At 67.1% G+C, this 24,427-nt stretch carries 18 protein-coding genes; 8 read left to right on the top strand and 10 right to left on the bottom strand.

What is annotated here, in order from left to right; translation table 11 throughout:
- The first annotated feature begins 215 nt into the window (after positions 1-215).
- Positions 216-542, top strand: coding sequence for a nucleotidyltransferase domain-containing protein (locus OXG33_13680; GenBank protein MCY4114965.1), 327 nt, complete (start codon positions 216-218; stop codon positions 540-542).
- Positions 529-921: a HEPN domain-containing protein gene (locus OXG33_13675; GenBank protein ID MCY4114964.1), complete on the top strand. Its 393-nt coding sequence runs from the start codon at positions 529-531 to the stop codon at positions 919-921. Before OXG33_13680 ends, OXG33_13675 begins: the two co-directional genes overlap by 14 nt.
- Before the next feature lie 129 nt (positions 922-1,050).
- Here the strand turns inward: OXG33_13675 and OXG33_13670 are convergent, their stop codons facing one another.
- The 6 genes from OXG33_13670 to dnaN form a co-directional block, all read right to left on the bottom strand.
- Complete coding sequence (locus tag OXG33_13670; protein MCY4114963.1) at positions 1,051-2,631, bottom strand: hypothetical protein; 1,581 nt, start codon at positions 2,629-2,631, stop codon at positions 1,051-1,053.
- Positions 2,632-2,677: 46 nt separating this feature from the next.
- Positions 2,678-3,679 carry a C-terminal binding protein gene (locus OXG33_13665; GenBank protein ID MCY4114962.1) on the bottom strand — a complete coding sequence of 334 codons (1,002 nt, stop codon included), beginning with the start codon at positions 3,677-3,679 and terminating at the stop codon, positions 2,678-2,680.
- 66 nt (positions 3,680-3,745) lie between these two features.
- Positions 3,746-5,239: a DUF3048 domain-containing protein gene (locus tag OXG33_13660; protein ID MCY4114961.1), complete on the bottom strand. Its 1,494-nt coding sequence runs from the start codon at positions 5,237-5,239 to the stop codon at positions 3,746-3,748.
- A gap of 127 nt (positions 5,240-5,366) precedes the next feature.
- Entirely contained in the window at positions 5,367-6,884 is a 1,518-nt protein-coding gene (locus OXG33_13655; protein MCY4114960.1) for a fused MFS/spermidine synthase, read from the bottom strand.
- A gap of 147 nt (positions 6,885-7,031) precedes the next feature.
- A complete protein-coding gene (gene ggt, locus OXG33_13650; protein MCY4114959.1) occupies positions 7,032-8,612 on the bottom strand; it encodes a gamma-glutamyltransferase in 1,581 nt (526 codons plus the stop codon).
- A gap of 70 nt (positions 8,613-8,682) precedes the next feature.
- Positions 8,683-9,828 (bottom strand): DNA polymerase III subunit beta, encoded by a 1,146-nt coding sequence (dnaN, locus tag OXG33_13645; GenBank protein ID MCY4114958.1) that lies wholly within the window; start codon positions 9,826-9,828, stop codon positions 8,683-8,685.
- A 178-nt stretch (positions 9,829-10,006) separates the two neighbouring features.
- On the opposite strand from dnaN, the gene OXG33_13640 reads away from it, so the two are divergent.
- From OXG33_13640 to OXG33_13630, 3 genes are read left to right on the top strand one after another with little or no spacing between them, the layout of a single operon-like run.
- Entirely contained in the window at positions 10,007-10,579 is a 573-nt protein-coding gene (locus OXG33_13640) for a response regulator (protein ID MCY4114957.1), read from the top strand.
- A 20-nt stretch (positions 10,580-10,599) separates the two neighbouring features.
- Complete coding sequence (locus OXG33_13635; protein MCY4114956.1) at positions 10,600-13,524, top strand: YfhO family protein; 2,925 nt, start codon at positions 10,600-10,602, stop codon at positions 13,522-13,524.
- A gap of 1 nt (position 13,525) precedes the next feature.
- Positions 13,526-14,722: a glycosyltransferase gene (locus tag OXG33_13630; GenBank protein MCY4114955.1), complete on the top strand. Its 1,197-nt coding sequence runs from the start codon at positions 13,526-13,528 to the stop codon at positions 14,720-14,722.
- On the opposite strand, the gene OXG33_13625 is transcribed toward OXG33_13630, so the two are convergent.
- Genes OXG33_13625 through OXG33_13610 form a run of 4 tightly spaced genes read right to left on the bottom strand, consistent with a single transcriptional unit; the run spans position 14,723 to position 19,743 of the window.
- The gene (locus OXG33_13625) at positions 14,723-16,075 is read right to left on the bottom strand and encodes a CdaR family protein (GenBank protein ID MCY4114954.1); all 1,353 of its coding nucleotides are present in this window, start codon (positions 16,073-16,075) and stop codon (positions 14,723-14,725) included. It abuts the gene before it with no gap.
- On the bottom strand, positions 16,076-16,921 hold the full coding sequence (gene cdaA / locus OXG33_13620; GenBank protein MCY4114953.1) for a diadenylate cyclase CdaA: 846 nt from the start codon (positions 16,919-16,921) through the stop codon (positions 16,076-16,078).
- A gap of 40 nt (positions 16,922-16,961) precedes the next feature.
- Positions 16,962-17,963, bottom strand: coding sequence for an ornithine carbamoyltransferase (gene argF / locus OXG33_13615; protein ID MCY4114952.1), 1,002 nt, complete (start codon positions 17,961-17,963; stop codon positions 16,962-16,964).
- Positions 17,938-19,743 (bottom strand): hypothetical protein, encoded by a 1,806-nt coding sequence (locus OXG33_13610; protein MCY4114951.1) that lies wholly within the window; start codon positions 19,741-19,743, stop codon positions 17,938-17,940. The genes argF and OXG33_13610 overlap by 26 nt, the downstream gene beginning before the upstream one ends.
- A 247-nt stretch (positions 19,744-19,990) precedes the next feature.
- On the opposite strand from OXG33_13610, the gene OXG33_13605 reads away from it, so the two are divergent.
- The 3 genes from OXG33_13605 to alaS all read left to right on the top strand — a co-directional run bounded on the left by OXG33_13605 (position 19,991) and on the right by alaS (position 24,371).
- On the top strand, positions 19,991-21,175 hold the full coding sequence (locus OXG33_13605; GenBank protein MCY4114950.1) for a cysteine desulfurase family protein: 1,185 nt from the start codon (positions 19,991-19,993) through the stop codon (positions 21,173-21,175).
- Between the two features lies 1 nt (position 21,176).
- Entirely contained in the window at positions 21,177-21,443 is a 267-nt protein-coding gene (locus tag OXG33_13600) for a hypothetical protein (protein ID MCY4114949.1), read from the top strand.
- Positions 21,444-21,755: 312 nt separating this feature from the next.
- Complete coding sequence (gene alaS / locus OXG33_13595) at positions 21,756-24,371, top strand: alanine--tRNA ligase (GenBank protein MCY4114948.1); 2,616 nt, start codon at positions 21,756-21,758, stop codon at positions 24,369-24,371.
- Positions 24,372-24,427 lie beyond the last annotated feature (56 nt).

Here is a 24,427-nt window from a genome sequence, read left to right as displayed (position 1 = left end):
TACCAAATCTGAAGCGGGCGACTAGCGCGCTTGATGGTCGCCGGTGGTCTTGGCCGCGTCAATACGTTTTGCCGCGGCTCGGACGGCGACAACCCCGCCAATGGGTCGCCCATCAACGGGGTGACGTGCGGCGTTTCGGGCCCAAGGACTCAATCGGTCTGCCGCCCGTATGATGTTCAAGGTGCTGTGCCGGCCTTTGCCAGAGCGAGCCACGCATGAAGAATCAGGGGCTTGACCACGACACCCTCGACGAAATCGTGCGGCGTGTGGTCGAGGTCGCCCATCCGGAGAGGGTCATCCTCTTTGGTTCGGCGGCCCGCGGTGAGATGGGGCGCAACAGTGATGTTGATTTGCTGGTGGTCAAGGATGCCGACGACGAGCGCGACCTCGCCGCGCGCATCTACCGAAACCTTCGCGGGGTTCGCGTTGCCGTTGATGCGACAGTCGTCGCTCCGGCGAATGTCGAGCGTTACAGGGACAGCCATGCGCTGGTGATCAAGCCTGCCCTGCGGGAGGGCACCGTGGTCTATGAAGCTGCATAGGCGATACCCGCCTGACGATCCTCGGGAATGGCTAAACCGCGCCCGCAGCAATCTTTCCAAGGCCGCGAATAGCGCACCGGGTGTCTACCTCGAAGATCTGTGCTTCGATGCCCAGCAGGCGGCCGAGAAGGCAGTCAAGGCTCTGTTGCTCGCGCGGGGCGTCGATTTTCCCTACGTGCATGACCTCGGTCTCTTGCTGACCTTGCTCGAGGATGCTGGCCAAGATGTGCCGGAAGCGATCCGGCAAGCCGAGAAGCTGAACCCATTCGCAACAGCCACCCGGTATCCCAGCATCGCCCAGCCCGTTTCTGAACAGGAGTATGAGGAATCGCTGGGAATCGCGGAAGCGGTGGTTCAATGGGCCGAGGCTAGCCTCTGATCTGCAAGGAGAGCGGGTGTTCGGACCCGACCTCGGGCCTGATTGCAAGCGACTCGCGCTCGGCGACGCGGGCAGGCAGAGTCGGCAGGGCACATTTCGGCGCCTCGCCTCTCTGGGGCGCTCAAGTCGCTACGGCTGCACCTCGACCGCCTGCCCCCACGCCGGTTCGGCAAGCTCGATCCCCATGGCCGGCACGTGCTTGCGGTAGAAGTCCAAGCCGCCCGATTCAAGATGGATCGGCATCAAGCGGCGCGGCTGGGCGATTTGGATGAACTCAAGCAGGTCGGGTCCCGAGGCGTGCCCCGAGGCGTGAAAGCGCTCCTGGCGGGGATCGTCGCCGAGTCCCAGCATCTCCATCTGCAATAGGTCCACCCACTGCCGGAGCCGGTTGATGTCCATGACCTGCTCCTCGTTGTACGGCTCGCTGGTGGAGTAGATCCAGGTGCCGCCGCCGGCATCGACATCCAGCAGCCGCAGCACGTCGTAGAAGCTCACCGCCAGGACGAATTCGCCGGGCGAGCGGGCAATCTCGTCTGGATCGACCATGGCGTTGCCGTAGGTCTCGGCCACGAGCTGGCTCCAGGCTCGGCGACTCTCGCGCCGCTCGCGGTAGACCAGGGGGCCCTGCGCGGGATCCGGCAGCGGCGTCGCGGTGTCGGCCGTGGCGAGCGCGTGCAAAAGAAACGCGTCTTTCTCCAGCACCACGAGCTGCCGCCCGGCGTGCCGCGCCGCATCCAGGAACGTGTCCAGCCGCTCGAAGTTGCGCGGGCTGAAGTCGCCCACGACCAGCCCATCGGCTCTGGCGACGGCCTCGTGCACGCTCTGTCGAACTCCCTCTTCGGTGGCGGCGGGACCTTCGGACGAGGCTTGGGTTCCCTCACAGATCAGCAGCGCCAGGTCGAGGTCCTGCAGTTCGCGGGCGAACTGTCGGGTGAGGTCTCCGCCATGACCGTGCATGCGGATGTCCCCCGAATACGCGATCCAGCCGACCGACGTCTCAACGGCGAAGCCATGCCCGCCGGGTATCGAATGGTCAACCGGAAAAGCGCGGACGCCACGACCGTCAATTGCTCCGCTGAACGGCCCCGTGCCGCGCAACGTCCAACCTGCCGTCTGCTTGTTGAAATGGGGCGTCTGCCAGAAACCCTCGGCCGCTTCGGTCCAGGCGTGCCCATCGACGAGGCGCCAGGATCGCTGGTCGCCGGATGCCCGCTCGGTTTCGAGGACCGTGCCGTTGGCGACGCGGGGCCGGACGATGACGGTTTCGTTTTCCAGACTTGGCTGGCCGCAGTCCTGCATTCCTTTCACGATCAGCGCGGTGACGGCACTGCTGACGATTGGGATGCCGGTATTCAGAAACGACAGGTGCCCGTGATGGTCTTGATGCGCGTGTGACAGCAGCACCGCGCGCGGTCGCACGTCGTTCCGGTAACCGGACTGGTTCCTCGCGTGGGTCCAGAAGGCCCTGACCTCCGGCAACAACTCGAGATCCGGCCGATACAGGCCCTCCAGCGGCGGAAGCAGCCCGGTTCGCAGAAAGTCGAACGCGCCGGTCGTGGTGCGTGGGGTCAGGAATTCCTCGAAGTAGCTCGCATGGGCGCCGAACGACTTTCCAAAGTCGAGCAGCACCTGCCAGTCGTCGTCCTCCAGCAACAGCTTGTTGCCGCCGATCTCGCCGATGCCGCCCCATCCGGTGACCCGCACGGACACTGGGCTACGCCAATCGCCGGACGCGTGCGCCACCCATCGCGCGAATCTAGGCGCCGCCTTGACGAAGGACGGCCGGGTTCTGAATAGACCGCGGCGGATTGCCGCGCAGCACGTGGGCCACGTCCTTCATGGCCGCCTCCGGACCGAAGGCGTGCATCTCGTCGGACTCGCCGGCGTGGTGCGGCGTGGTGACGACGTTGGGCATCGAGAGCAGCGGGTTGTCGTGGGTGGCCGGCTCAACCTCGAACACGTCCAGCCCGGCGCCGGCAATTGCTCCGGCCCGGAGTGCCGCAATCAGCGCCGCCTCGTCGACGATCGGCCCCCGCGCGGTGTTGATGAGAAACGCGCTCGACTTCATCTTCGACAGGGCGTCCGCGTCAAGCAGGTGGTGCGTACTCGGGTTGAGCGGCGCGTGGACGGAAAGGTAGTCGGAGCGGCGCAGCAGGTCGTCAAAGTCGACGGGCTCGACATCCATTTCGCGCATGATGCTGGAATCGATGTAGGGATCGCAGGCGATGACCTTCATGCCCAGCACCTGGCACCGCAGCGCCATGGCCTGCGCGATGTTGCCGAACGCAAGCAAGCCCAGGGTGAGCCCGCGCAGCCGGGGCCACGGGTCCGCGGCGTCGCAAATGTCGTAGCGCGAGAGGGGCAGGCGCTCGTGAATCTGGCGGTAGGCGAAGCCGAGCCGCCGGTAGCAGGCGAGCAGAAGCATGAGGGCGTGGTCGGCCACTTCGTCGATGCAGAGGTCGGGAACGTTGCCAACCGGCACGCCGTGCCGCGTGGCCGCATCCAGATCCACCGTGTCCACGCCGTCCGACCAGCAGCACACGGCATGCAAGGCCGCTCCGGCGGCGAAGTCCGCGTCGACCATTTCGTGTCCCTGCACCACGACGACGGTCGCGTCCGGCAGGGCGTCGCGGCGAACCGCGGTGTCATGCAGGTCGGCGTGCCGGATCGTGCCGCCTGCCTCCTCGACGACCTGGCGATGCTGCAAGAGCATCTTGTGCTGCGGCTCGGGGACGAGAACGACGCGCTCGGTGGTCATGACGGGCTCCGGCCTACGATGGGCGCCGCTAGCGTACGCCACCGGCGAAGAACACCGCGGTGCAGGTCAGCCGCTGTCGACGGGCTGGTCGGTGTCGAGCAGGTGGACCCAGGTGTGGCCGGGGCGCAACTCCAACGGGGTTCCGCGCGCCGTCTTGAAGCGCGTGACCGCCTTGGCATTGGGCCGTTCCCACGTGCCCTGGATTCGCAATCCATCGCGAAACACGGTTACCGGGCCCGACCCGGTGGTGGGAATCGCCAGCGAGAGATTCCCGAGCGAGTCCTCGATAAAGGCCGTGACCCGGATATCCACGTGCTGAATCACCACGTTGGCGACGGTGATCGGCTCATCGTTTGCCGCGTCGATGTCCGGAGCGCCGGCCAGCGAGCGACGCCACCGTCCGATGGCCGGGTCATAGCTGTAGTGCACTTGAAAATAGGTTTGCGGGCCCGGCGGAATGGTGATGGACCGCACGGCGCCGAGACCTTGAGGAGCTTTGGTGAATTCCAGACCTTCAATCCAGCGTCGAGTCGAAAACCGGCTGGCGCCGAATTCGCGCAGGCTGGCCAGGCTCGCGTACACGTTAAACGGCGATGGGCGGCTCGTAAGGCGCGTGTATGGGCGGTCCCCGGCGAAGTAGAACTGGTCCATGTCGGCCGCGGCGGAAGCACGCAGATCTTGCATGACCGGCGGGCTCGCGCCGACGTGGGCAAACAGCGCGTCGAACTGTTGGACGAGGTCCCGATCCACAAATCGCGAGCTGCGAATCGGACCGACAAGGTCCACCTCGCTATCGAGGAAGAATGCCGTGTAGCGGGTCACCCTGCCTTCGGTTTCGTGCTCGTAGACGATGTCTGCCTGGCTCAGGCCGCTCTGGGGACGGGCCCCGGGGGCGTTGTCGATCTTGACCGCGACCACGCGACGTTCGAGCGCCTCCGCCGAGATTGGCAGGCCGGTTAGGGGCGACCGATGCGGAGACGGGGTGGGAGTGGGAGTTGCCGCGGGGGTTGGAGTCGAAGCAGGCGCCGGGGCCGCACTCGGCGTCGGGGTTGGAGGGGCAGTTGGCCGCGCGACGGCAACGGCCGTCGGCTGCGGAGCCGCCGTGGCCGGCGCCGCCGCTGTGGTGGAAGGTGCGGTTGACGTCGGCGTTTGAACTGCCGGGGATGCCGTCGACGCAGCCGTGCGAATCGCCGCGGGAGCGGCCGTCACCGGTTGCGTCTGGGCCGTGGGCGTCGCGACCCCGCCCGACGGACGCACCGCGGTTGGCGCCGGCGCCACCGCTGTCGATGTCTCCGACGCGGCCGGAGCCGTGGTTCCCGGTGCGGCTGGAGTCGCTTCCTGGGTCGTCGGCGCCGTCGGCTCCGCCGAGGCCGGGGCGATCGGCGTGGGCGTGGTCTGCGGGTCCGGAACGCCTTCGCCGCACGCCGCGGCCAGGGCCGCCGCCGCTACGCCAACCGAGGCGCGCAGTACGGCGCGTCGTGAGCGTCGCCCCTGTGCACGCGCCGCACGCAGGCGCCCGGCGCTGCCCGACCGACGACCGTCGAACGTGCCGCTACTCACGGCTGGAGGAAGCGTGCCATTGGACCGTTCCCGCTTGCTCGTGCGCCGAAATCAACGCGATCCGACTGCCGGAAGTGACGGGGGGCTCCTGTCGAAGGCCGTTCGCAAAGTCTCGCTCCGTGGCGCGCTAGCGCGCTCGCCCCCGTGCGCCGCCGAGCGCCTCGCGCACGATGATGTCGTCGATCAGGCGTTCCACCGGCGCCAGGTCATCGGTGTACACCACCGTCGACTCCGGCACGGCTCGGAGTCGCCATGGTCGATCCGCGATCACCCCCAGGACGGGATCACCGGTCGCCTGCACGGCGGCGTGAAGCTCTTCGTTGGAGATTGGGCGCAAGGCGCCGTAGATCAGGCTGTTGTTGTAGCCGGTGGGGAGATCGAGCACGTAGATGTACGGGAAGACGGCCCGCATCGTGGACGACAGGACGTCGACGAGCCGGAAATCCTGGCCGGTGCGTCCGGCATTCAGCGCCAGCACGCCGTTCGGGCGCAGGTGATCGCGGGCCTCCTGGAAGAACTCGCGCGTCACCAGGTGAAACGGAATGTAGGGCTGGCGATAGGCATCAACGGCGATGACGTCATAGCGATCGTCCGAATGCTGTAGGTAGGTGCGGCCATCGGCGGCGATGGTTCGCAGGTTTGGTTCATTCATGTCGAAGTAGCGCTGGCCGAGCTCGATGACCTTGGGATCGAGCTCGACGCCGTCAATTTGCACGTCGTCGCCGTACACGGCGGTGTACTGCTTCGAAACCGTGCCCGCGCCAAGGCCGACGACCAGGAGGGAGTCCACCTCGGCCATCGTTTGCCCGCCAATGAGCGGCGCCAGCAGGAAGTAGTCCCACGGACCGCCGGTGAGCAGACGCTCGGGGTGGTAGATGGAGTGGGTCCCAATGCCCTCGTTGAGCACCAGGCGCAGGCCGCGCCCCGGATCGTCAATGACCTGGATGAACTGTATAGCGGAGTCGCCCTCCCACACCAAGCCGTCCACGGGCCGCACGGCGCCGGGCCGGATTAGGAGCCACAGGATGATGATGATGACGGCAAAGGCGGCATAAATGACCCGGCGCACTCTGGTTCGCGCGCCGATCAGCGCCAGGCCCAGCAGCACCCAGGCAAACAAGAGGAACGTTAGCCGCGTGCCGAAGGTCGGCACCAGGGTGAGCACCGGCAGAAACGCGCCGACGATGCTGCCGATGGTGCTGAGCGCGTAGACCTGCCCGGCCCGGCGGCCCGCGTGCTGCACATCTCGGGTGACCAGGCGGATCGCAAATGGCGACACCATGCCCAGCATGGTCAGCGGCACCGAAAACAGCAGCAGCACTCCCAGCAGCGAGCCAAAAAACAGGCCCCCGCTCAAACTCGCGATGGCCTCGGAGGAGATTTCGAGCACCGGGCCGGCGACGAATGGAATCAACCCCACGCCAAACGCCGCAATGGCGATGATGTGAAATAGGGAGGATTCACGCGGTCGCCGATCCGCCACCATGCCGCCGATCCAATAGCCGATGGAGAGATACAGCAGCGTCAGCCCGATGACGACGGCCCAAATGATGGTGCTGGTGCCGAAGAACGGCGCCAGCAGGCGCGAGGCCGTGATCTCGACGGCCAGGACCGACATGCCGGAGAAGAACGTGGTCACCAGCACCAGCGCAATGCGCGCCGAAGTGGTCGGCGAATCGCTTGGCGCGGGCGGCGCTTGCTCGCCTGCGGGCGTGGGGGCGTCGATCAGCGTTCTCCAGGGGGCCGCGGCAGCTTGACCGATGCCGCGAACGTCAGCATATCGCCAGCCGTGTCAATACCCTAGAACTTGCCCGTGCCACCGTGGGTCGGTTGCGCCAAAGCGGGCGCCGCTCGCCGGGTCGAGCATGATGCCCTGGCTGCGGGCACGCGGGGTGAACGCGGGCGCCCAGGCGACCCCGTGACCGCGCCGCTCCAGGGCGCTGGCGATATCCAACTCGAACCGGGACTCCAGCGTCAACGTGTCCGTGTCGGCGTCGTGATACCAACGCGGGGCGTCCATCGCGGCCTGCCAGTGCATCCCGTGGTCGATGACGTTGGTCAATACCTGGAAGTTCGTCTGGGTCTGAAAATGGCCGCCCGGCGACCCGCCCAGCATCATCAGCGCCCCTTCGCGCTGGACCATGTAGGTGTTGAGCGTATGGATGGGCCGTTTGCCGCCGGCGAGGCAGTTGGGACTCGCGGGGTCGAGGGAAAACCCCTTCATTCGATTGTTGAGCAGCACGCCGGTACCCGGAACGATGAACGCCGAGCCGAATTGCTGAAAGACGCTCTGAATCAGGGTGATGGCGTTGCCGTCCTCGTCGACGACGGACACCGCCGTGGTGTCCGTTCCCGCACTGCTCGGATCCGTCGACGCCGGGCTTAGCGACGCCCGCGCAGGGTTCAGCATCATCCGTCGCCGGGCCGCGAATTCCTTGGACACGAGCATGTCGACCGGCACGTCGACGTGCGCGGGGTCGCCAAGGTGGGCCAGGCGGTCGGCGAAGGCCAGCTTGTGCGCCTCGACCATGATGTGCAGCCCATTTGCCGTGCCGAATCGCAGCGCCGCCAGGTCAAATCCCTCGGCGATGTTGAGGTCCGCGAGCACGAGATAGCCCTGCGATGGCAGCGGCTGCTCCAGCACCTCATATCCGCGATAGACCGTGCGCAGCGGCGGTTGGACCTCCACTGGCATTGCCGCCAGATCTTCGACGGACCAATCGCCCCCGGCCGCTTCGGATGCTTTCAGCAAGCGCTCGGCGAACAGCCCCTGGTAGAACCCGGCGGCTCCGTTGGCCGCGATCTCGCGGAGGGTCTTCGCCAGGTCTGGCTGCACCAGCGTTTCGCCGGGTCGCGGCGCGCGATCCCCGGGGCAAAGCACGGCGGACGTGGCGGGGTAGTGCTTGAGTGTCTCGAGCGACTGGCTGATCGCGCCGCCCAGCGCCATGTCGACGGGAAATCCGCCGCTGGCATACACGATGGCAGGCGCCAGCAGGCGCTCCAGCGGCATGTGCCCGTACCGCCGATTGATCACCTCCCAGGCGGCAACGGCGCCCGGCAGCGTGGCGGACCGCAGCCCGTGGGTGGGAAGGCCCTCGGCGTAGCCCGAGCGATCGGCCGCTGCCGGCGCGGGCCCGCTGGCGTTGACGGCTTCGACGATGCCCGTGGCTGCCGGACGGCAGAGCGCGAATACGTCGCCGCCGATTTGATTGGAGCTGGGCTCGACAACCGCGATGACGGCGGCGGCTCCGATCGCGGCATCGAACGCGTTGCCGCCGTCCAGGAGCAGGCGAATCCCCGTGGCCGTCGCAAGGGGATGGCCCGTCGACACCATCGTGTGCGCCGTCACCACCGGCCCTCGGCCGGTGCTCACGAACGCACGGCTGCTCACACCGGCGGCAGCGGTCACGCCGCGACCTGACGGCGACGGGCGCCCGCGATGCCTAGCTCACCGTGTGCATGGGCATGATCACGTGGCTGTGGGTCTCAACTTCCTCGTCGCCGTCCACGGGACGAAATCGTCCGGGGCTGGTGGCGCCGGAGGTGCCCACCGAGATGCGCTCGGTCGCAATCGTGCCCAGGCACTCGGACAAGAAGCGGGGATTGAAGGCAATGAGCCCGCCGTCGCCGCTGACCTCGGCGTCGAGCTCGCCGGAGTTTTCCCCGAGCTCCGCCGAGTTCGACGTCAGCACCATGCGGCCGGATTCCCCTTCGGCGCCCGGCTGCACGTGCAGCTTGATGACATTTGCGCCGGAGCTCGCGAAGAGGGAGGCGATGCGGGTGGCCTGTGCAAAGGCCTGCGTGTCAACCACGACCCGCGTGTCGACTTCGCCCGGGATCAGCTGCGGGTAATTCGGAAACTGCCCGTCAATGAGCGTGGCGATGAAGGTGACCGTGCTCGTCCGGAACAAGACCTGCGACTGCGTTTCGCTGAGCCCGATGGTCACGGTGCCCGGATCGTCAGCGAGCATTCGCTGCAACTCGACCATGGCGGGACGAGGCACGACGATCTGCACCGGCTCGGCCAGGCCGGTTTCCACGTCCTCGCGGCGCACGGCCAGCCGATAGCCGTCGGCGGCGGCTAGCTCGATGTGGTCCGGGCCGATGGTGATCGACACGCCGGCCAGCACCGGCCGGCTGTCGTCGGTCGCGGCCGCGGTCACCACCTGCCCAATGACGTCGGCCAGCAAGTCGGTGGCCAGGTCGACCTCGCGCTCGTCGCCCGTCGTCGGGATGGGCGGAAAGTCCTCGGCGCTGAGACCCTTGATCTTGGCCTGGTACCGACCGGAGGCGACGCTGAGGCTGTCGGTTTCATCGTCGGTGGTCACGGTCACCGGTCCCTCGGGGAGTTGCGCGACGAAATCGCTCAACAGCCGGGCGGGCACGGTGATGGCGCCCTCGTCTTCGACGCTCGCCCCCAGCCACACCGACATCGCGAGTTGTTGATTCATGCCCGAGAGCCGCAGCCCGCCGTCTTCGGACTGCAACAGCACGTTGCTCAGCACGGGCAGCGTGCTCCGGGTGGCGACGGCGCGGCTCACCAGCGCCAGGCCGCGGCTCAGGTTCTCTTGCAGGCAGGTCACACGCATCCGCATGTCCTCCCAATCATTTGCGGATTTCCGTCACCGTGCACGCAATCCATGGGGTGTGCACGGCCAGCGGATACTAGGGGTTGTGGGGTGGGGGCGTCAACGTAATTTCGGATGCTGCTAGGCTGACTCTGCACCGGGCGATCCACCCGGTCTCCGCGCTGAAGGTGATAGTGGCGTGTCCTTGCGTGTAATCGTGGCAGAAGACGAGACCATCATCCGGATGGACCTCACCGAGCGCCTGCAGGCGTCTGGCTACCAGGTCGTCGGTGAGGCCGGTGACGGTGAAAGCGCGGTCAAGATGGCGCGCGAGCTGCGGCCGGACGTCGTCGTCATGGACATCCGGATGCCGGAGATGGACGGCATCGAGGCCGCGCGCCGTCTCACGGACGAGCGCATCGCCCCGGTCGTGCTTGTCACCTCGTACTCGGACCGACACCTCATCAGCCAGGCGCTCGAAGCCGGCGCCATCAACTACGTCCTCAAGCCGCTGCGGGACAACGAGCTCGAGGCGGCCTTGGAAGTGGCCATGTCGCGCTACCGCGAGTTCCTGGCCATCAGCGACGAGGTGGCCGACCTCAAGGATCAGCTCGAGACGCGCAAGGCGGTCGAGCGCGCCAAGGGGCTGCTGATGACGAAACTCGGCTTGGACGAGCCCGAGGCGTTCAGGCGCATCCAGAAGCTCAGCATGGACCGGCGCAAGCCGATGCGTGAGGTCGCCGAAGCCATCATCCTGTCGGAAGAGATCTAGCAAGCAGCGGCGCGCGCACGGTGACGACGATTGACGCGCGGCCGCGTGGATCGCGCCTCGGCGTCATCGCGGCCGTGGGGCTGGTGGTGGCCGGCCTGCTCACCATCTACAGCCGCCTGATCTTCGAGGGCCTGGTGCTCTCGGGCTACGACACGCAGACCTATTTCTACCCCTACTGGGCCTACGCCGCCGCATCGCTTGGCGACGGCCGCCTTCCGCTCTGGAATCCGCACGTGTTCATGGGCGTGCCGTTCCTGGCGAACCCGCAATCGGCGGTGCTCTATCCGCCCAACTGGCCCCTGTATCTGCTCGATCCCGCGCGCGCGCTTTCAACGGCGTTGATGCTGCACGTGGCGCTGGGCGCTGTCGGGATGCTGGCGCTAATCCGCGTGGGCCTGCGACTCGGGTGGCCGGCGGCTGCGACCGGAGCCGCGGCCTTTGCGTTCAGCGGATTCTTCGCCGGGCAGATGGAGCACATCAACCAGGTGAGCGTGGCCGCGTGGATCCCGTTGTTGATTCTGACCATCGAGCTGGGCGTGGCAGGAGCCAAGCGCTGGTGGGCGGTGGCGCCGCTGATCGTGGCGTTGATGATCCTGGCCGGTCACCCGCAGACGGCCTATGTGGGCCTGATCCTAGGTCTGGCCTGGGCGCTCGTGGCCGGGTTCCGGCGTGTGGGAAATACGTCCGCGCGGCAGCGAGCAAATGGGGCGCTCACCGGGATTTCGTTGTGGCTCATCGGCGCCGTGGGCGGCGCTGGGCTCGCCGCGGCCCAGATCTTGCCGGCCCTCGACCTTTCGCGCGAGGGCATCCGTTCCGGTGGGCTGATGTTTCACGAGGCGGTCTCGTTTTCGCTGCCGACCGGAGAGGCGCTGCCCGGCTTGCTGCCGACGTTTCTGCACCTCCCGTCGAGCACGGAGTTCGTGGCCTACGTCGGCGTCTTGGGCGTCGCGCTGGCGGCGCTGGGCGCAGCGCATCGCTGGCGGGAGCCGCGCGTCGTCTTCTTGGTCTTGGCGGCGTTGGTGGCGATCCTGTTGGCCTTGGGACCGGCCACGCCATTGTTCGAGTTGGCGCACCGGATCGTGCCCGGCGTCGCGCTCTTCCGCGTGCCGGCGCGCTGGCTGCTCGTCGCCGTGTTCGCGCTGGCGCTGCTGGCGGCCTACGGCGCCGAGGCGCTGATGGCGGCAACGGACCGGCCGCGGCGCGAACGCCTCCAGCGGCTCGGCGCCTGGCTCGCGGTGCTCGCGGGCTTGGGCGGGTTGTCGCTCGGCGTTGCGATCGCGGAGCCGCCCCTGCGCGACGGTCTCGCCTGGACGTGGGGGCTCGTCGCCGCCGTCGCGGTCGTCTTTGTGACGCTCGCCATGCTGGCGCCGCGTCCCGCCTATGCCTGGCTGGCGCCGCTCATTGTCGTCGCGGAGCTTGCCGCGGCGGCCGGACCGGCGGCCATCAGGGAAGCTATTCCCATTGACGCCTACGAAGCGAAGGGCCAGGCATTGCCGCGCTTGAACGAAATCGTGGGCTCGGGAAGGGTCATTTCGATGGCCGATCCTTCCTACGAGATCAACGATCCCGACCGTGCGGCGCTCGCCAGCGCGTGGTTCGACCAACTCGGCGAAGTGCCGTGGCGAGAATTCAAAGTTGCCTGGAAGAACCGGGACATCTTGAATCCGAATCTCGCCATGGCCTACGGGCTGGACACACCCGACGGCTACGACGGCGGTCTCCTGCCACTTTCGACCCACGTGGCGTTGCGCGAGACCGTGATTCCCGGCTCGGCGGCCCATCCCGATGCGCTGTTGCTGAATCAGCTCAAGACGGTGCCGTCGAATCACGCATTGGACACGCTGAGTGTCGACGTGGTCATCGACGATCGCTTCGACGCCTTCGAGACCGATGTCGCCGCATTCGATCTACGGCTGGTCGCGAGACTCAGAGAGCCGCTCCGCATTGAGGCCCTCGATGTGCCTGGCGTGACGGGCGTTGCCATCCTGGCGTCTGGAGCTCCCGGCGACAGCGGCGTTGAGGCAGGCCGCATCGTGCTGACCGACGCGGCCGGCGGTGAGGCCGAATGGCCGCTACGGCGCGCCGCCGGCGACCCTACGTTCGTGGGGCTGCCGAATGCGGCGCCTGCGCCCCAGCGGGACGGGTTGCCGCCGCACACGGTCCTGTCGAGCGCGGGATTGGATGACCCGATTCACGTCACGGCAATTACCGTTGAGCCGCTTGACGGCGTGCTCGACGTCCGCGGGCTCTCCCTGCTGCTGGACGACGGATCGTCGGTGGGCGTGCTGCTGCGCCCCGGACGCGGAATGCTCGTGGAGTTGGCCGGAGACGTAACCATCACGCGCCGTGCGCGGGAGGCGCAGCGGATTTGGATGCCGGTGCGCGTAGGACTGGCGGCGACCGTTGCCAGCGCGAGCCGGGCGCTGGCGTACCCGGGGTTCACACCGACCGAGGAAACATGGTTGCTCACATCGACACGAGACCCGGCGTTGTCCAATCCGATTCGCCGCGCCCTGGAGGACATGGGAGTCGTGCACCGCCGGGAGCCCGTAGGCCTGGTCCTTCCCGACGACGTGGCGCGCCTCAGGCGTGAGTTCGGAATGCGCGACGCCTGGCTTCGGTTCGACGCCCAGGCGACGGCCGTGATGATCGAGGACACCCCGGAGCGCGTCACCATAGAGGTCGTTTCCGAGGGTCCTCGCATGCTGGTGCTCAACGACACGCTGTACCCGGGATGGGAGGCATACATCGACGGCGGGCGCACCACGATCTGGCAGGCGAATCTGGCGCAAAGGGCCGTGCTGATTCCCTCCGCCGGACGGCACACGGTCACGTTTGAGTTCTCGTCGCACCCGCTGCGCGTCGGCGCCATCGTCAGCGGCGTCGCCGCCGCACTCTGGGTGCTGGGGGTGCTGGCGCTGCTGGCCTGGCGACGCGCGGCCTAGCGTGAACCTGGTCTACGTCGCGCCCTTCGGGTTCGCGCCGAAGAACACGACCGCGCGCCGCGTGATGCCCATGGCGCGCGCCATGGCCGCGCGCGGATATCAAGTGCGGGTGGTGGTCCCTCCCTACGATGACCCGGCCGGCTACGGGAGGCGCTGGAGCGATGCCGGCGTCGAGGTCCACGCGCTTCCGAGACCCCGCGGGGCGGCCGCGCCGCTGCTTGGCGCCCCGTTGACACAGGTGGCGCTGGCCCGAATCGCCATGCACCGGCTCGCGTGGTGGCGGCCAGACATCGTCCACGTGTTCAAGCCCAAGGCGGTGTCGGGGCTGGTGCAAGCCTTGCTGTGGCGCAAGCGCGACCGGCCGGGTCTGGTGTTGGACTGCGACGACTGGGAAGGCAAGGCGGGGTGGAGTGCCAACGAGCCCTACTCCTGGTGGCAGCGCGAGCTGTTCGAGCGGCAGGAGTCCTGGGGACTCGGGGCCTGCGATGCACGCACCGTCGCAAGCGCGAAGTTGGCGCGGCGGCGCGGGGCTGAACCGGTCGAGCGTATCGTCAACGGCTATGAGGCCTCCACCTACGAGGCCTGGCGCGAGGCCCCGCCGCAGTCATCGACCCCGCCACGGCCGCACGCGGTGATCTACACGCGCTTTTACGACGTGCCGCCCGAGGACTGGGTGCGGCTTGTGGTGGGCACGTTGACACGCGTGCCCGATCTCGCGCTATCCATCGTGGGCGCCGGGCCTCGGTCGCCCATGGCGCACATGGTGCCGGCGCTCGAAGCGCAGGGAATCTCCGACCGCGTTCGTATAGCCGGATGGATGGACTTCGCGCAGCTTGGAGCATTCTTCGCGAATTGCGATGTCGCGCTCATGCCCATGGCGGACACCGTGGCCAACCGGTCGAAGTGCTCCGTGCGGTACGTGGATCTGATGATTGCGGGAGTGCCCATCGTGGCCGCTCCGGTCGGTGAGGCGACGACATTTGTCCGTGACGGCGAAACCGGCTACCTGGCGCGTGACGCCTCGATGGAAGCGCTCACGGATGCAGCGGTGAGCGCGCTGCAAGATTCCAAGCGAGGCCAGATCGCTGAGCACGCGCGCGCCTATGCGATGGGCGAGCTTGCGTGGGAGCGGCTCACCGGACCGCTCGATGGGCTATACGAGGGCGTGCTGGCGGACCGGGTGAGGTCTCGCGCCTAGCTAGCCGGCCGATTCGGTCGGGGTTGGCGTGGCCGCCGGTACCGCGCCGCCCGGTCCCGGAATGGCGGTCGTCGCCGGTGCGGCACTCGGGGCCTCGAGCGGTGAGATGCGCACGTCCACGACCGCCGGCGTGTGCCGCACCATGCGCAGGGTATCGGGCGCAGGATTCGTGATCACCGGTCGGATCTGGTGGAGGCCCGGCGCGCGATTGCTCAAATCGACTTCGGCCAGGATGTCGCCGCCGCGCAAGCCTTGCAGCACCTCGGCGGGACCCGACATCACAATCTGCAGGAACGGTTGGTCGGCGATCGCCTGGAGGCCGCTGCCGAGATTTGTGAGGACCACTGCCACCTGAATGGTGGTGGTTTCGTCGAGCGGTTCGACGACCACCGCAACTTGCGCGAATGGCTGATCGCTGCGGATGGTGACGCCCTCGGGCGCCTCGAACCCGACGTCGCGCTCGATGTCGCCACGGGCGTCCGAGATGTCGACTGGCAGCGTTTCCACGGCGTCCACGCGTTCGAGCGCCCCAGGCTCACCCTCGATCTCGACGCTGGTCGGGACGACGCCAATCCGCGCTATGAAGAACGATGGCGCGACCGTCCCTTCGATCCGCGGCACCACCGGCACGCGCTTGCGGCTGGTGATTCGATTGACGGGAACGTTGACCAGCACGGTGGGCGGATCTACGCGCACGTCCTCGACCTCGATTCCCTGTCGATCGACAGGGATCAATATGCCCTCGACCCTGACATCGCGCGTGGCGCCTTCCAGGCTGAGTGCGGCCTGCACGCGGGCCACTCGATCCACCACCGACGAGGCGCCGCTGACGGTGGCGTCGGCGGGCTCGGCGGTGATCTCAGACAGGTTCGCCCGATATCCGGTGGCAACATCGCTCTCGATTCGGGCATTGACTCGCAACTTGCGCTCCACGACCGGATCGAGCACGACCGTGATGTTCGCCGGGGTGACGCGCACGACTTCGACCTGCGAATTCGACACGACCACATCGACGTCGACCTGTTGCTGACCCGCGCCAAGCCCGGTGAGATCGACTCTGGCCACGAAATGGTCGGCAGTGAGACTGGCGAGGTCGACCTTCGGTCCCTTGACGCTCACGCGCACCGGCGCGATCTCCCTTACGAGGACCAGGTTCCGCGTATCGAGACCGACCGGCTCCACGATCAAGCGGCCGGGAAAGGGCTCGGTCGCCTCGGGGTTTTCCTCGATGGTGAGTCCGGCCCATACGAGCGCCGACAGCGCGAGCGCCACAAGAAACCGGATCCCGAGGCTGTAGCGCGCGAAGCGCAGGGCGCGGGCCGTCCAGAGCGCCTGAGGACTGAGACGTCGCACCTAGCGGCGTGAAATCCAGGCCGGCAGGCTTTGCAGCGCCGCTCCACGAGTCTGCACTCGGAAGGCCGTCTCCAAGCGGCGTCGCAACTGGTCCGGCGTCAAGTGCCGCTCGAGCCGGCCATCGGAGGCAAACGAGATGCCGCCGCTTTCTTCCGAGGTCATGACGGCGATCGCATCCGACACCTCGGTGATTCCCAGACCGGCGCGATGGCGCGTCCCCACGTGGTCTTGCGGGCCCAACGCGTCGCTCAGCGGCAACATCACGTGCGCCGCCGTCACCATGCGTCCGCGCACGAGCAGCGCGCCGTCATGCAGCTCCGAGCCGGGATGAAACGCAGTCAGCAACAAATCCTGCGAAAGCTGCGCTTCGAGGCGGGTGCCGGTGGCGGCGTACTCTTCAAGCCCCCCCGTTCGCTGGATCACGATGATCGATCCCCATACGCGCCCCGAGAGCGCCGTAACCGCCGTGACGACTTCTCCGATCATCACCTCGGTATCTTCCGGAGACGTGGTCCCGAACGGTCGCGCAACCAACGTGCCGGTGCGACCCACGCGCTCAAGCAGCCGCCGGATTTCCGGTTGGAACACCACCACTACCGCGAACGACAACAGGATCAGGCCGTTTTCCACGATCCAGTTGATCAACGGCAGCTGCAGCACGCGCCCAATCACCAGAATCGCCACCAGGACCACCAGGGCGCCGCGGACCAGAATGTCCGCCTGGGTGCCGCGAATCAGCGTCAAAACGCCATGAAAGAGGAGGGCGACGAGAATGATCTGCGCGGCAGCGCCCCAACTGAACTCACGAACGAGGTATTCGAGCTGTTCCACTGCCCGCTTTGCCACCGTGGCGCCTGGGCCAAGTGTAGCGCGGAATCAGGCCCGGCTATCGCGGTAGGGCTTGGAGGGCGGCCTCGCCGCCAATGAGCAGCACGAGCAACGCCTTTTGCACGTGGAGCCGATTCTCGGCCTGATCGAAGACGACGGACTGCGGACCGTCCATCACGTCGTCCGTGACTTCCTCCCCACGATGGGCGGGCAGGCAGTGCATGAACACGGCGTGCGACCGGGCGCCGGCCATGAGGCCGGCATTCACTCGAAACGGACCGAAGGCCGCGAGGCGCTCGGCGCGTTCGTCCTCCAAGCCCATGCTCACCCACGAGTCCGTATATACCGCGTCGGCGTCCCGCACGGCCGCCTCGGCGCTCGAGACGAGCTCGAGGCTGGCGCCCGAAGCCCGAGCCAGCCTTTGCGCCTGCTCGACGATGCCCGGGTCGGGCTCATAGCCGCGGGGCGTTCCGACGCGTACGTGCAGCCCGGTCAGGGCGCCGCCCAGCAGCAGCGAGTGACACACGTTGAAGCCATCGCCCACATACGCCAGGGTGCGGCCGGAAAGCGAGCCCACGTGTTCGCGGAGCGTCAGCAAATCGGCCAGCACTTGACAGGGATGAAAGCGGTCGCTGAGACCATTGATGACGGGCACGATCGAGTGTTCGGCCAGCTCTTCGAGCACGCGCTGGTCATAGACCCGCGCCATGACGGCGTCAACCCAGCGCTCCAGATTTCGCGCGATGTCGGGTGCGGACTCCCGCACGCCCATTTGCGTGTGCTCGGCCATCAAGTCGACGGCCTGTCCCCCGAGATGAACCATGCCCACGACGAACGTGGTGCGGGTGCGCAAGGAGGCCTTCTCGAAGAGCATTCCAAGCGTTCGCCCGGGGAGCAGCGTGTGGGGCACGCCGTTGGCTTGGGCGAGCTTCAACCGCGCGGCCACGTCCAGAATGGTCGCGACGTCGCCACTGCTGAGGTCTGCCAGAGAAAGCAGGTCGCGTCCCTGGAGCCCGCGGACGGGGGGTGTGGCGCTAGTAGATGGCACCGAAGTCCACATCGGTGTAGTAGCTGGCCAGGATCTGCTCGCCATTGGCGCCGGATTCGGCCATGGCGTTCGCGCTGCGCAACGGCAGCCCAATGCCGTGGCCCAAGAGCGTCTGGCCCACGCTGAAGGGATCGGGTACGCCGACGGCCCAAGGCTTGAAGGCGCCGCCCCAGGTCTCGTGCCAACTCCGGGTATGCCCGTCCGCGCGCGAGAAATAGACGGCCATGATCGTCTCGCCGTCGTAGGTCATAACTTGTCCCCGAGTATCGGTCACCGCCTGGCGCAGTCGGGTTCCCGAATACTCGCGCGCCATGCCGTGATAGACCTGATGCCGCGTGTACATAGTGGGAGTGTGACGCGTGGATCCGGCCGCATCGAACACCAGGTTGCTCGCACGACGTTCCGATCGAGTCGCCATGGCGTAGCTGCGAAAGGCGATCGCGGAGGCGCGTAGGGCCTCCCAGGGAATGTAGTCGCCTTGCTCGGCGATGCCCGACAGGTAGTCATCCAGCGGCAGAATGTTGACCAGCCAGGCGGACGTATAGCGCGGCAGCCAGACGAATTCGAATGAGCCCCGGTAGGTCGTCCATGGGGCCGCCTCCAACAGACGCAGCATCGATCCTTCGAGCGGAAAGACCTTGACGCGACCGACGGTAGTTTCGCGCTCGTCGCCCGGCAGTTGCAGCACCTGCTGCTCGCCGGGAATGTCGCGATGGATGACCACAGACTCGCCCTCCGTGAGCTCTGCCATCTCACTCCCACCCTCGTCGACGATGCGCAGTCCATTGGTGGAAGTGATGGTGGCGGCGGTGACTCCGGGGTTGTCATCGCTGATGTCGAGCAGACCGATGCGCATCTCTGGCTCCGCCAGCCGCGCGGTCGTCTCTACGACTGGCGCCGCCACGCCCTTGGCCGAGAACCACTCACCTTGCTGCTGCAAGTCGGGCTGCAGGCGGAATTTACCCGGCGTGGTGGGCAGCGAAATCGAGGTCTCCAGCTCGACACTCTCACCAGCCGCGACATCGTTCGGCAACGAAACTGAAGCGGGGGACTCGCGGTCGCGTGGCGGATGACGATCGGCCCATCGAAATCCCACCGTCACCGCCTCGTCGCCGCTGGACGCCCAAGTGTCCGTGCCGGAATTGGTGATGACTAGTCGAACCGGAGTCGATCCACCCGGCACGGTTGCGGGCGGCGCTTTGACCTCGTAGGCCGCGGCCACACCGTCTTGCGACTGGCTCAGCCAGGTGCGGCCCAGATCGGCAATCTGAATCTCGGGGGTGCGGCCGGCGACGTAGGTGAGCTTGCCGCGCTGAAACCATTGCGCCGTGATTCCGTCATCGACGACTTCCTCGGAAATCGGATAGCCAAACAGATTGATGCCTCCCCGGTCGCGCCAGGAGTTGAGAAAGCCCATCCGGAGGGACTGCCGCGTCTCCGGCACGTAGAGCATCTGGCTGCTGTTGCGAAACGGTTGCGCCTGCCCGAAGTAGCGATTCCCCGAAGCCCTGACGCCGAGCAGCCCCGGCTGCACTTCGTAGTCGGTGCCGCTGTTCTCGGGCCAGTGTTCGATTAGAAAGTTCTCGAACAGTTGCACCTGCCGCCCGTCCAGCTCGTAGCGCGCGGTGAGAGGATCGCCGAAGGTGTCGGCGCCGCCCATGCGGTCGTAAAACTCCTGGAAAAGCGAATCGACGGCGATTGCCGCCTGCTGGGCCAACAGCGTGGCGCTCCACGGCGCAACGCCCGCTGCAGCGGCCGTTACCGCGGCATACAGCACGGCGCGACGAGACACTCGCATTCGAGAGATAGATCGGGTGCTGCTCATGGAAGGGGGCGCACATCACGGGGCCGCGCGTGCAGCGCTGGCGTGCGAATAGTGAAGCGTGATGGACAATTGGAATGTATCACAGCAGGTCTCGGCAGGGCCGGTTCTCGTGGGGAACGTTGCGTCGAGATCGGGCGTTGCGCGACGCTGATTTAACCGGAAGCCACGACCAATTCACGCGTCCATCGCTCTGCCGGCCCTATCCTGAAGCGTGATGTCCACACCGACGCGCGACCGCATCTACCTGGATCATGCGGCCACCACGCCGCTCGATCCGGCTGTCCGCCGGGCCATGGTCGAAGTGTTGGACGGACCCTTTGGCAACCCGTCGAGCGTGCACGCGTCCGGCCGCCTCGCCCGCGCAGAGCTTGACCGCGCGCGGCGACAGGTGGCGGACGCCCTGGGTGCGCAGCCGCACGAGATCGTCTTTACATCCGGCGGCACCGAGGCCAACAACCTGGCCATTGCCGGCGTGGTTCGCCCGAGGGACCGCGAGCACACCGCGGTGAGCGCCATCGAGCATCACGCCGTGCTGCGTGCGGCTTGGGCGCTGCGTGACCGTGGATTCCCCGTATCCGAGATCCCGGTCGATGCCCATGGCCGAGTGACTCCGGACTCGCTGGCGGCTCACCTGCGGACTGACAGCGCGCTGGTCAGCATTGCCCTGGCCAACAACGAGATCGGCACGGTGCAAGACATCGCGACGCTGGCCCGGACAGCGCGCGAGGCCGGCGCGCTGTTTCATACCGACGCCGTTCAGGCAGTGGGGCAACTCGACATAAATGTTGATCGATTGGGTGTTGATCTGCTATCACTGTCTGGCCACAAGATCTACGGGCCTACGGGCATCGGCGCGCTCTACGTGCGAGACGGCGTCGAGTTGGAGCCGTTGGCTTGGGGTGGTGCGCAAGAGATGGGTCGTCGGGCTGGGACGGAAAACATTCCGGCTGCCGTGGGCCTTGCGCAGGCCGTCACTGCGGCCTGCGCGACGCGGCGCACCCTCAACGCGCGTCTTGCCGAGCTGTCGGGGGCATTGGTCGACGCCGTTCTGGCGAATGTGCCGCACGCACGCCTGACCGGGCACCCAACGGCTCGGTTGCCTTCCATTGCCAGCTTCGCGTTTGCCGGCGTGGACGCCGAGCCATTGCTGATCAATCTGGACCTGGACGGCATCGATGCCTCATCGGGGGCGGCGTGTGAGGCGGGCTCCATTGAGCCGTCTCACGTCATCGAGGCGCTCGTGCTGCCGCCCGCCTACCGTCCGGGCCCGCTGCGGCTCAGTCTCGGCCGGGATACGACCCGGGCCCAGGTGCTGCGGGCCGCGGAGGTAATTGCCCGGCACGCGAATCGCCTGCACGCCGCGCCTCAGCCAGCCGCGGCACGCCTGGGAGCACGCTAACGTGGAAGTCTTTCTGCTCATCCCACCGCACGTCTACCTGGGACTCGTGCTGGCCACGATCGTGGCGTTTCTCTTCCACGCCTTCGTTGGACGTCGGCAGCGGGCGGGAATCTTGTACTGGCCGTTCGGCGTGGGCGGATTTGCCGCCGGTGCGGTCATGGCGGCCCCGCTGGGCGCGACCTATCTCATGATCGGCGGACTGCCGGTGCTGGCGGCGCTGCTCGGATGCATTCTCGGCGTGGCCATTGCCCACGTCCTGCTGTCGTAGCCCGTCGGATTCGTTGACCTAACATAATGGTCATGGTAGGTTCCGGCGAGGAGGTTCCCACGGGCTGATGCTTGGGCGCCTCGTCAAGTTTGCACTTGGTATGGCGGTTGGGATCTTCCTCGGATTGGCGCTGCGCTCGGCTCGATCGTCGGGCGTGGTGGAGGATGCTTGACCGTCCGCAGGGAGTGACGAGCAGGATACGAGGCCGAACCGGCTAGACAGCCGGATCCGACGCGAACTTAAGGGACTGCTGGGGAGGCAATCTCCGGCGGTCTCTTGCTATGCCCCATGGGTGAGGAGACTGCCTGAGTCATGCGGACCGACCAGATTCGCAAGACGTTTCTCAATTTCTTCGCGGATCGTGGACATGTCGTGCTCCCCGGTTCCTCGCTGATCCCAACCGGCGATCCGAGCGTCCTGCTCACGACCGCGGGCATGCAGCAGTTCAAAGCCTATTTCAGCGGTGAACGCCCGGCGCCCTATCCGCGTGTGGCCACGGTGCAGAAGTCCTTCCGCACCACCGACTTCGATGAGGTTGGCGACCTGAGCCACCTGACCTTCTTCGAGATGCTGGGCAGCTTCAGCTTCAACGACTACTTCAAAGAAGAAGCCATCGCGTACGCCCGCGATTTGGTGCTGTACGGCGTCGGCATTGACCCGGCCCGCATCTGGGTCACGGTGTTCGAGGGCCGCGAGGGCGTGCCTCGGGACGATGAAGCGGCGGAGATTTGGGCGGATGTCGGTCACCCGCGCGAGCGCATAGCCTTCCTGGGCGATGACAACTTTTGGCCGCCGACCGGCGACAGTGGTCCCTGCGGACCGACCACCGAGATTTTCGTCAATCTCCAACCGGACGAGCCGGACGTTGGCCCCGGGGTGGCGCCGGAGCGCTATCTCGAGATTTGGAATCTCGTCTTCAACCAGTATCTCCAGGACACGGAGGGCGCGCTCAGCCGATCGAAGCCCGGTGTGGACACTGGCGCGGGGCTCGAACGGTGGGCCTGGGTGCTCCAAGACGTGGCGTCTACCTATGACACCGACGTGTGGAGGCCGATGCTCGGCCTTGTGAGCGGGCGCGCCGGCCGGCCCTACAGGCCTGATGACTCAGCCGGACGCTCGATGCGCATCGTGGCGCAGCACGCCCGCGCGGCGTCGTTTCTCATCGCCGACGGGGTAATGCCCGGCAACGAGGGCCGCGGCTACGTGCTGCGGCGCAGCCTCCGCCACGCCGTGCGCCATGCTGATCTGCTGCAGATGGGTGATGACGCACTCTCGCCCCTAGCGGACCTGACCGTCGAAATCTTCGGCGAGGCGTATCCGGAGTTGGAGCGCCGGTACACGTTCATTTGCGACGCCATCCGCGACGAGGAGGCCCGCTTCCGCCGGACGCTTGTGACGGGGATGGCGCTGCTCGACGAGATGCTGACCGACATTCCGCGCGGAGGCACCCTGCCGGGCGCCCGCGCGTTTCTTCTCTACGACACCTACGGATTCCCGCGCGACGTCACCCAGGAGGTGGCGGAAGCGCGCGGCATTGCCCTGGACGATGAAGGTTTCGAGGCGGCGTTGGCCGAGCAGCGTGAGCGCAGCCGCGCGGCGCAGCGCGGCGATCGGGCCGCGCGCCTTCCCACTGGATTCGGTGAAACGGTCTTTCTCGGGTACGGCGGTCAAACTGCGGGCGAGGGCACCGTCGTCGGTATCGACGTCGACGGCACCCTGCAAGAGTCCGTGAGCGCGCCGGGCCGGGCCATGGTGGTGCTCGACCAGACGCCCTGTTACGCCGAGGCCGGTGGTCAGGTCGGTGACACCGGCGTCCTGCGCGGAGACGGATTCCTGGCGCGGATCCGAGATACCCAGGGTGCGCCCGAGGGAACCCTCATCCACATGGTTGACATAACAGAGGGCGTCATGCGGGTCGGTGACGTCGTCCGGGCAGAGGTCGATGGCTCGCGCCGGCGAGACATCATGCGCAATCACTCGGCGACCCACCTCTTGCACGCAGCGCTCCGCCGCACGCTGGGCGGGCACGTACAGCAGGCGGGATCGCTGGTAGCTCCAGATCGCCTTCGCTTTGACTTCACCCATCCGAATCCGGTGGACCGGGCGCAGCTTCGCGCCATTCAACAGTGGGTCAACGGCCGCGTGCTCGAGGACCTGCCGGTCGCGACCGAAACGGCGGAGGTGCGCGAGGCGGTGGAACGCGGCGCCATGGCGCTATTCGGTGAGAAGTACGGCGAGGTCGTGCGGGTGGTTGCGATGGGGGATCGATCGCTGGAGCTTTGCGGAGGCACGCACTGCACCGCGACGAGCCAGATCGGCATGTTCGCCATCGCCAGCGAAGGCGGCATCGCCGCCGGCGTCCGCCGCATCGAGGCGCTGACTGGCCACGGAGCCGCCGAGTTCGTCGAACGTCAGCAAGACATCCTCAACGAAGTGGCCGAGGAAGCCGGCGTGGCGCCGGGCGAATCGGCGGAGCGCATCCGCAGACTCAAGTCCGAACTCGCCCAGGCCCGTCGCCAGGTCGCCGCGGCCGAACGCGCGGAGGCCCGACGCTCCGCGTCGGCGCTGCTGGCGGATCGCGAGCAGGTGGATGGCCTCACGCTGGTCGCCGGACAGGTCACTGTCGCTAATCGCGACGCGCTGCGGCAGGTCACCGAGTCGTTGCGAGACCAACTCGAGGAACCGTGGGTCATTCTCCTCGCAACCAGTGTCGCGGCGAAGCCCGCCTTTGTGGCGGCCGCTTCGGCTCAGGCCGTGGATGCAGGCGTGCATGCCGGCGACTTGGCTCGAACGGTCGCCAAGCTCACGGGCGGCGGTGGCGGCGGTCGGCCGGAGCTCGCGATGTCGGGCGGCACCGACGCCACCAAGATCGACGAGGCGCTGGACGCCGGGCGCGGCTATGTCGCCGCCGTGCGGGGGGCGTCATGAGCACTCGCCAGGGCCCCACGCTTGAGCGGCTCCCGCCGCGCCCACGGCGCCGCCCG

Source organism: Chloroflexota bacterium (genome assembly GCA_026708035.1).
Taxonomy (GTDB): domain Bacteria; phylum Chloroflexota; class UBA11872; order UBA11872; family UBA11872; genus JAJECS01.
The sequence above is the reverse complement of the archived record's forward strand: the minus strand, read 5'-3'. Positions and strand labels throughout refer to the sequence as shown.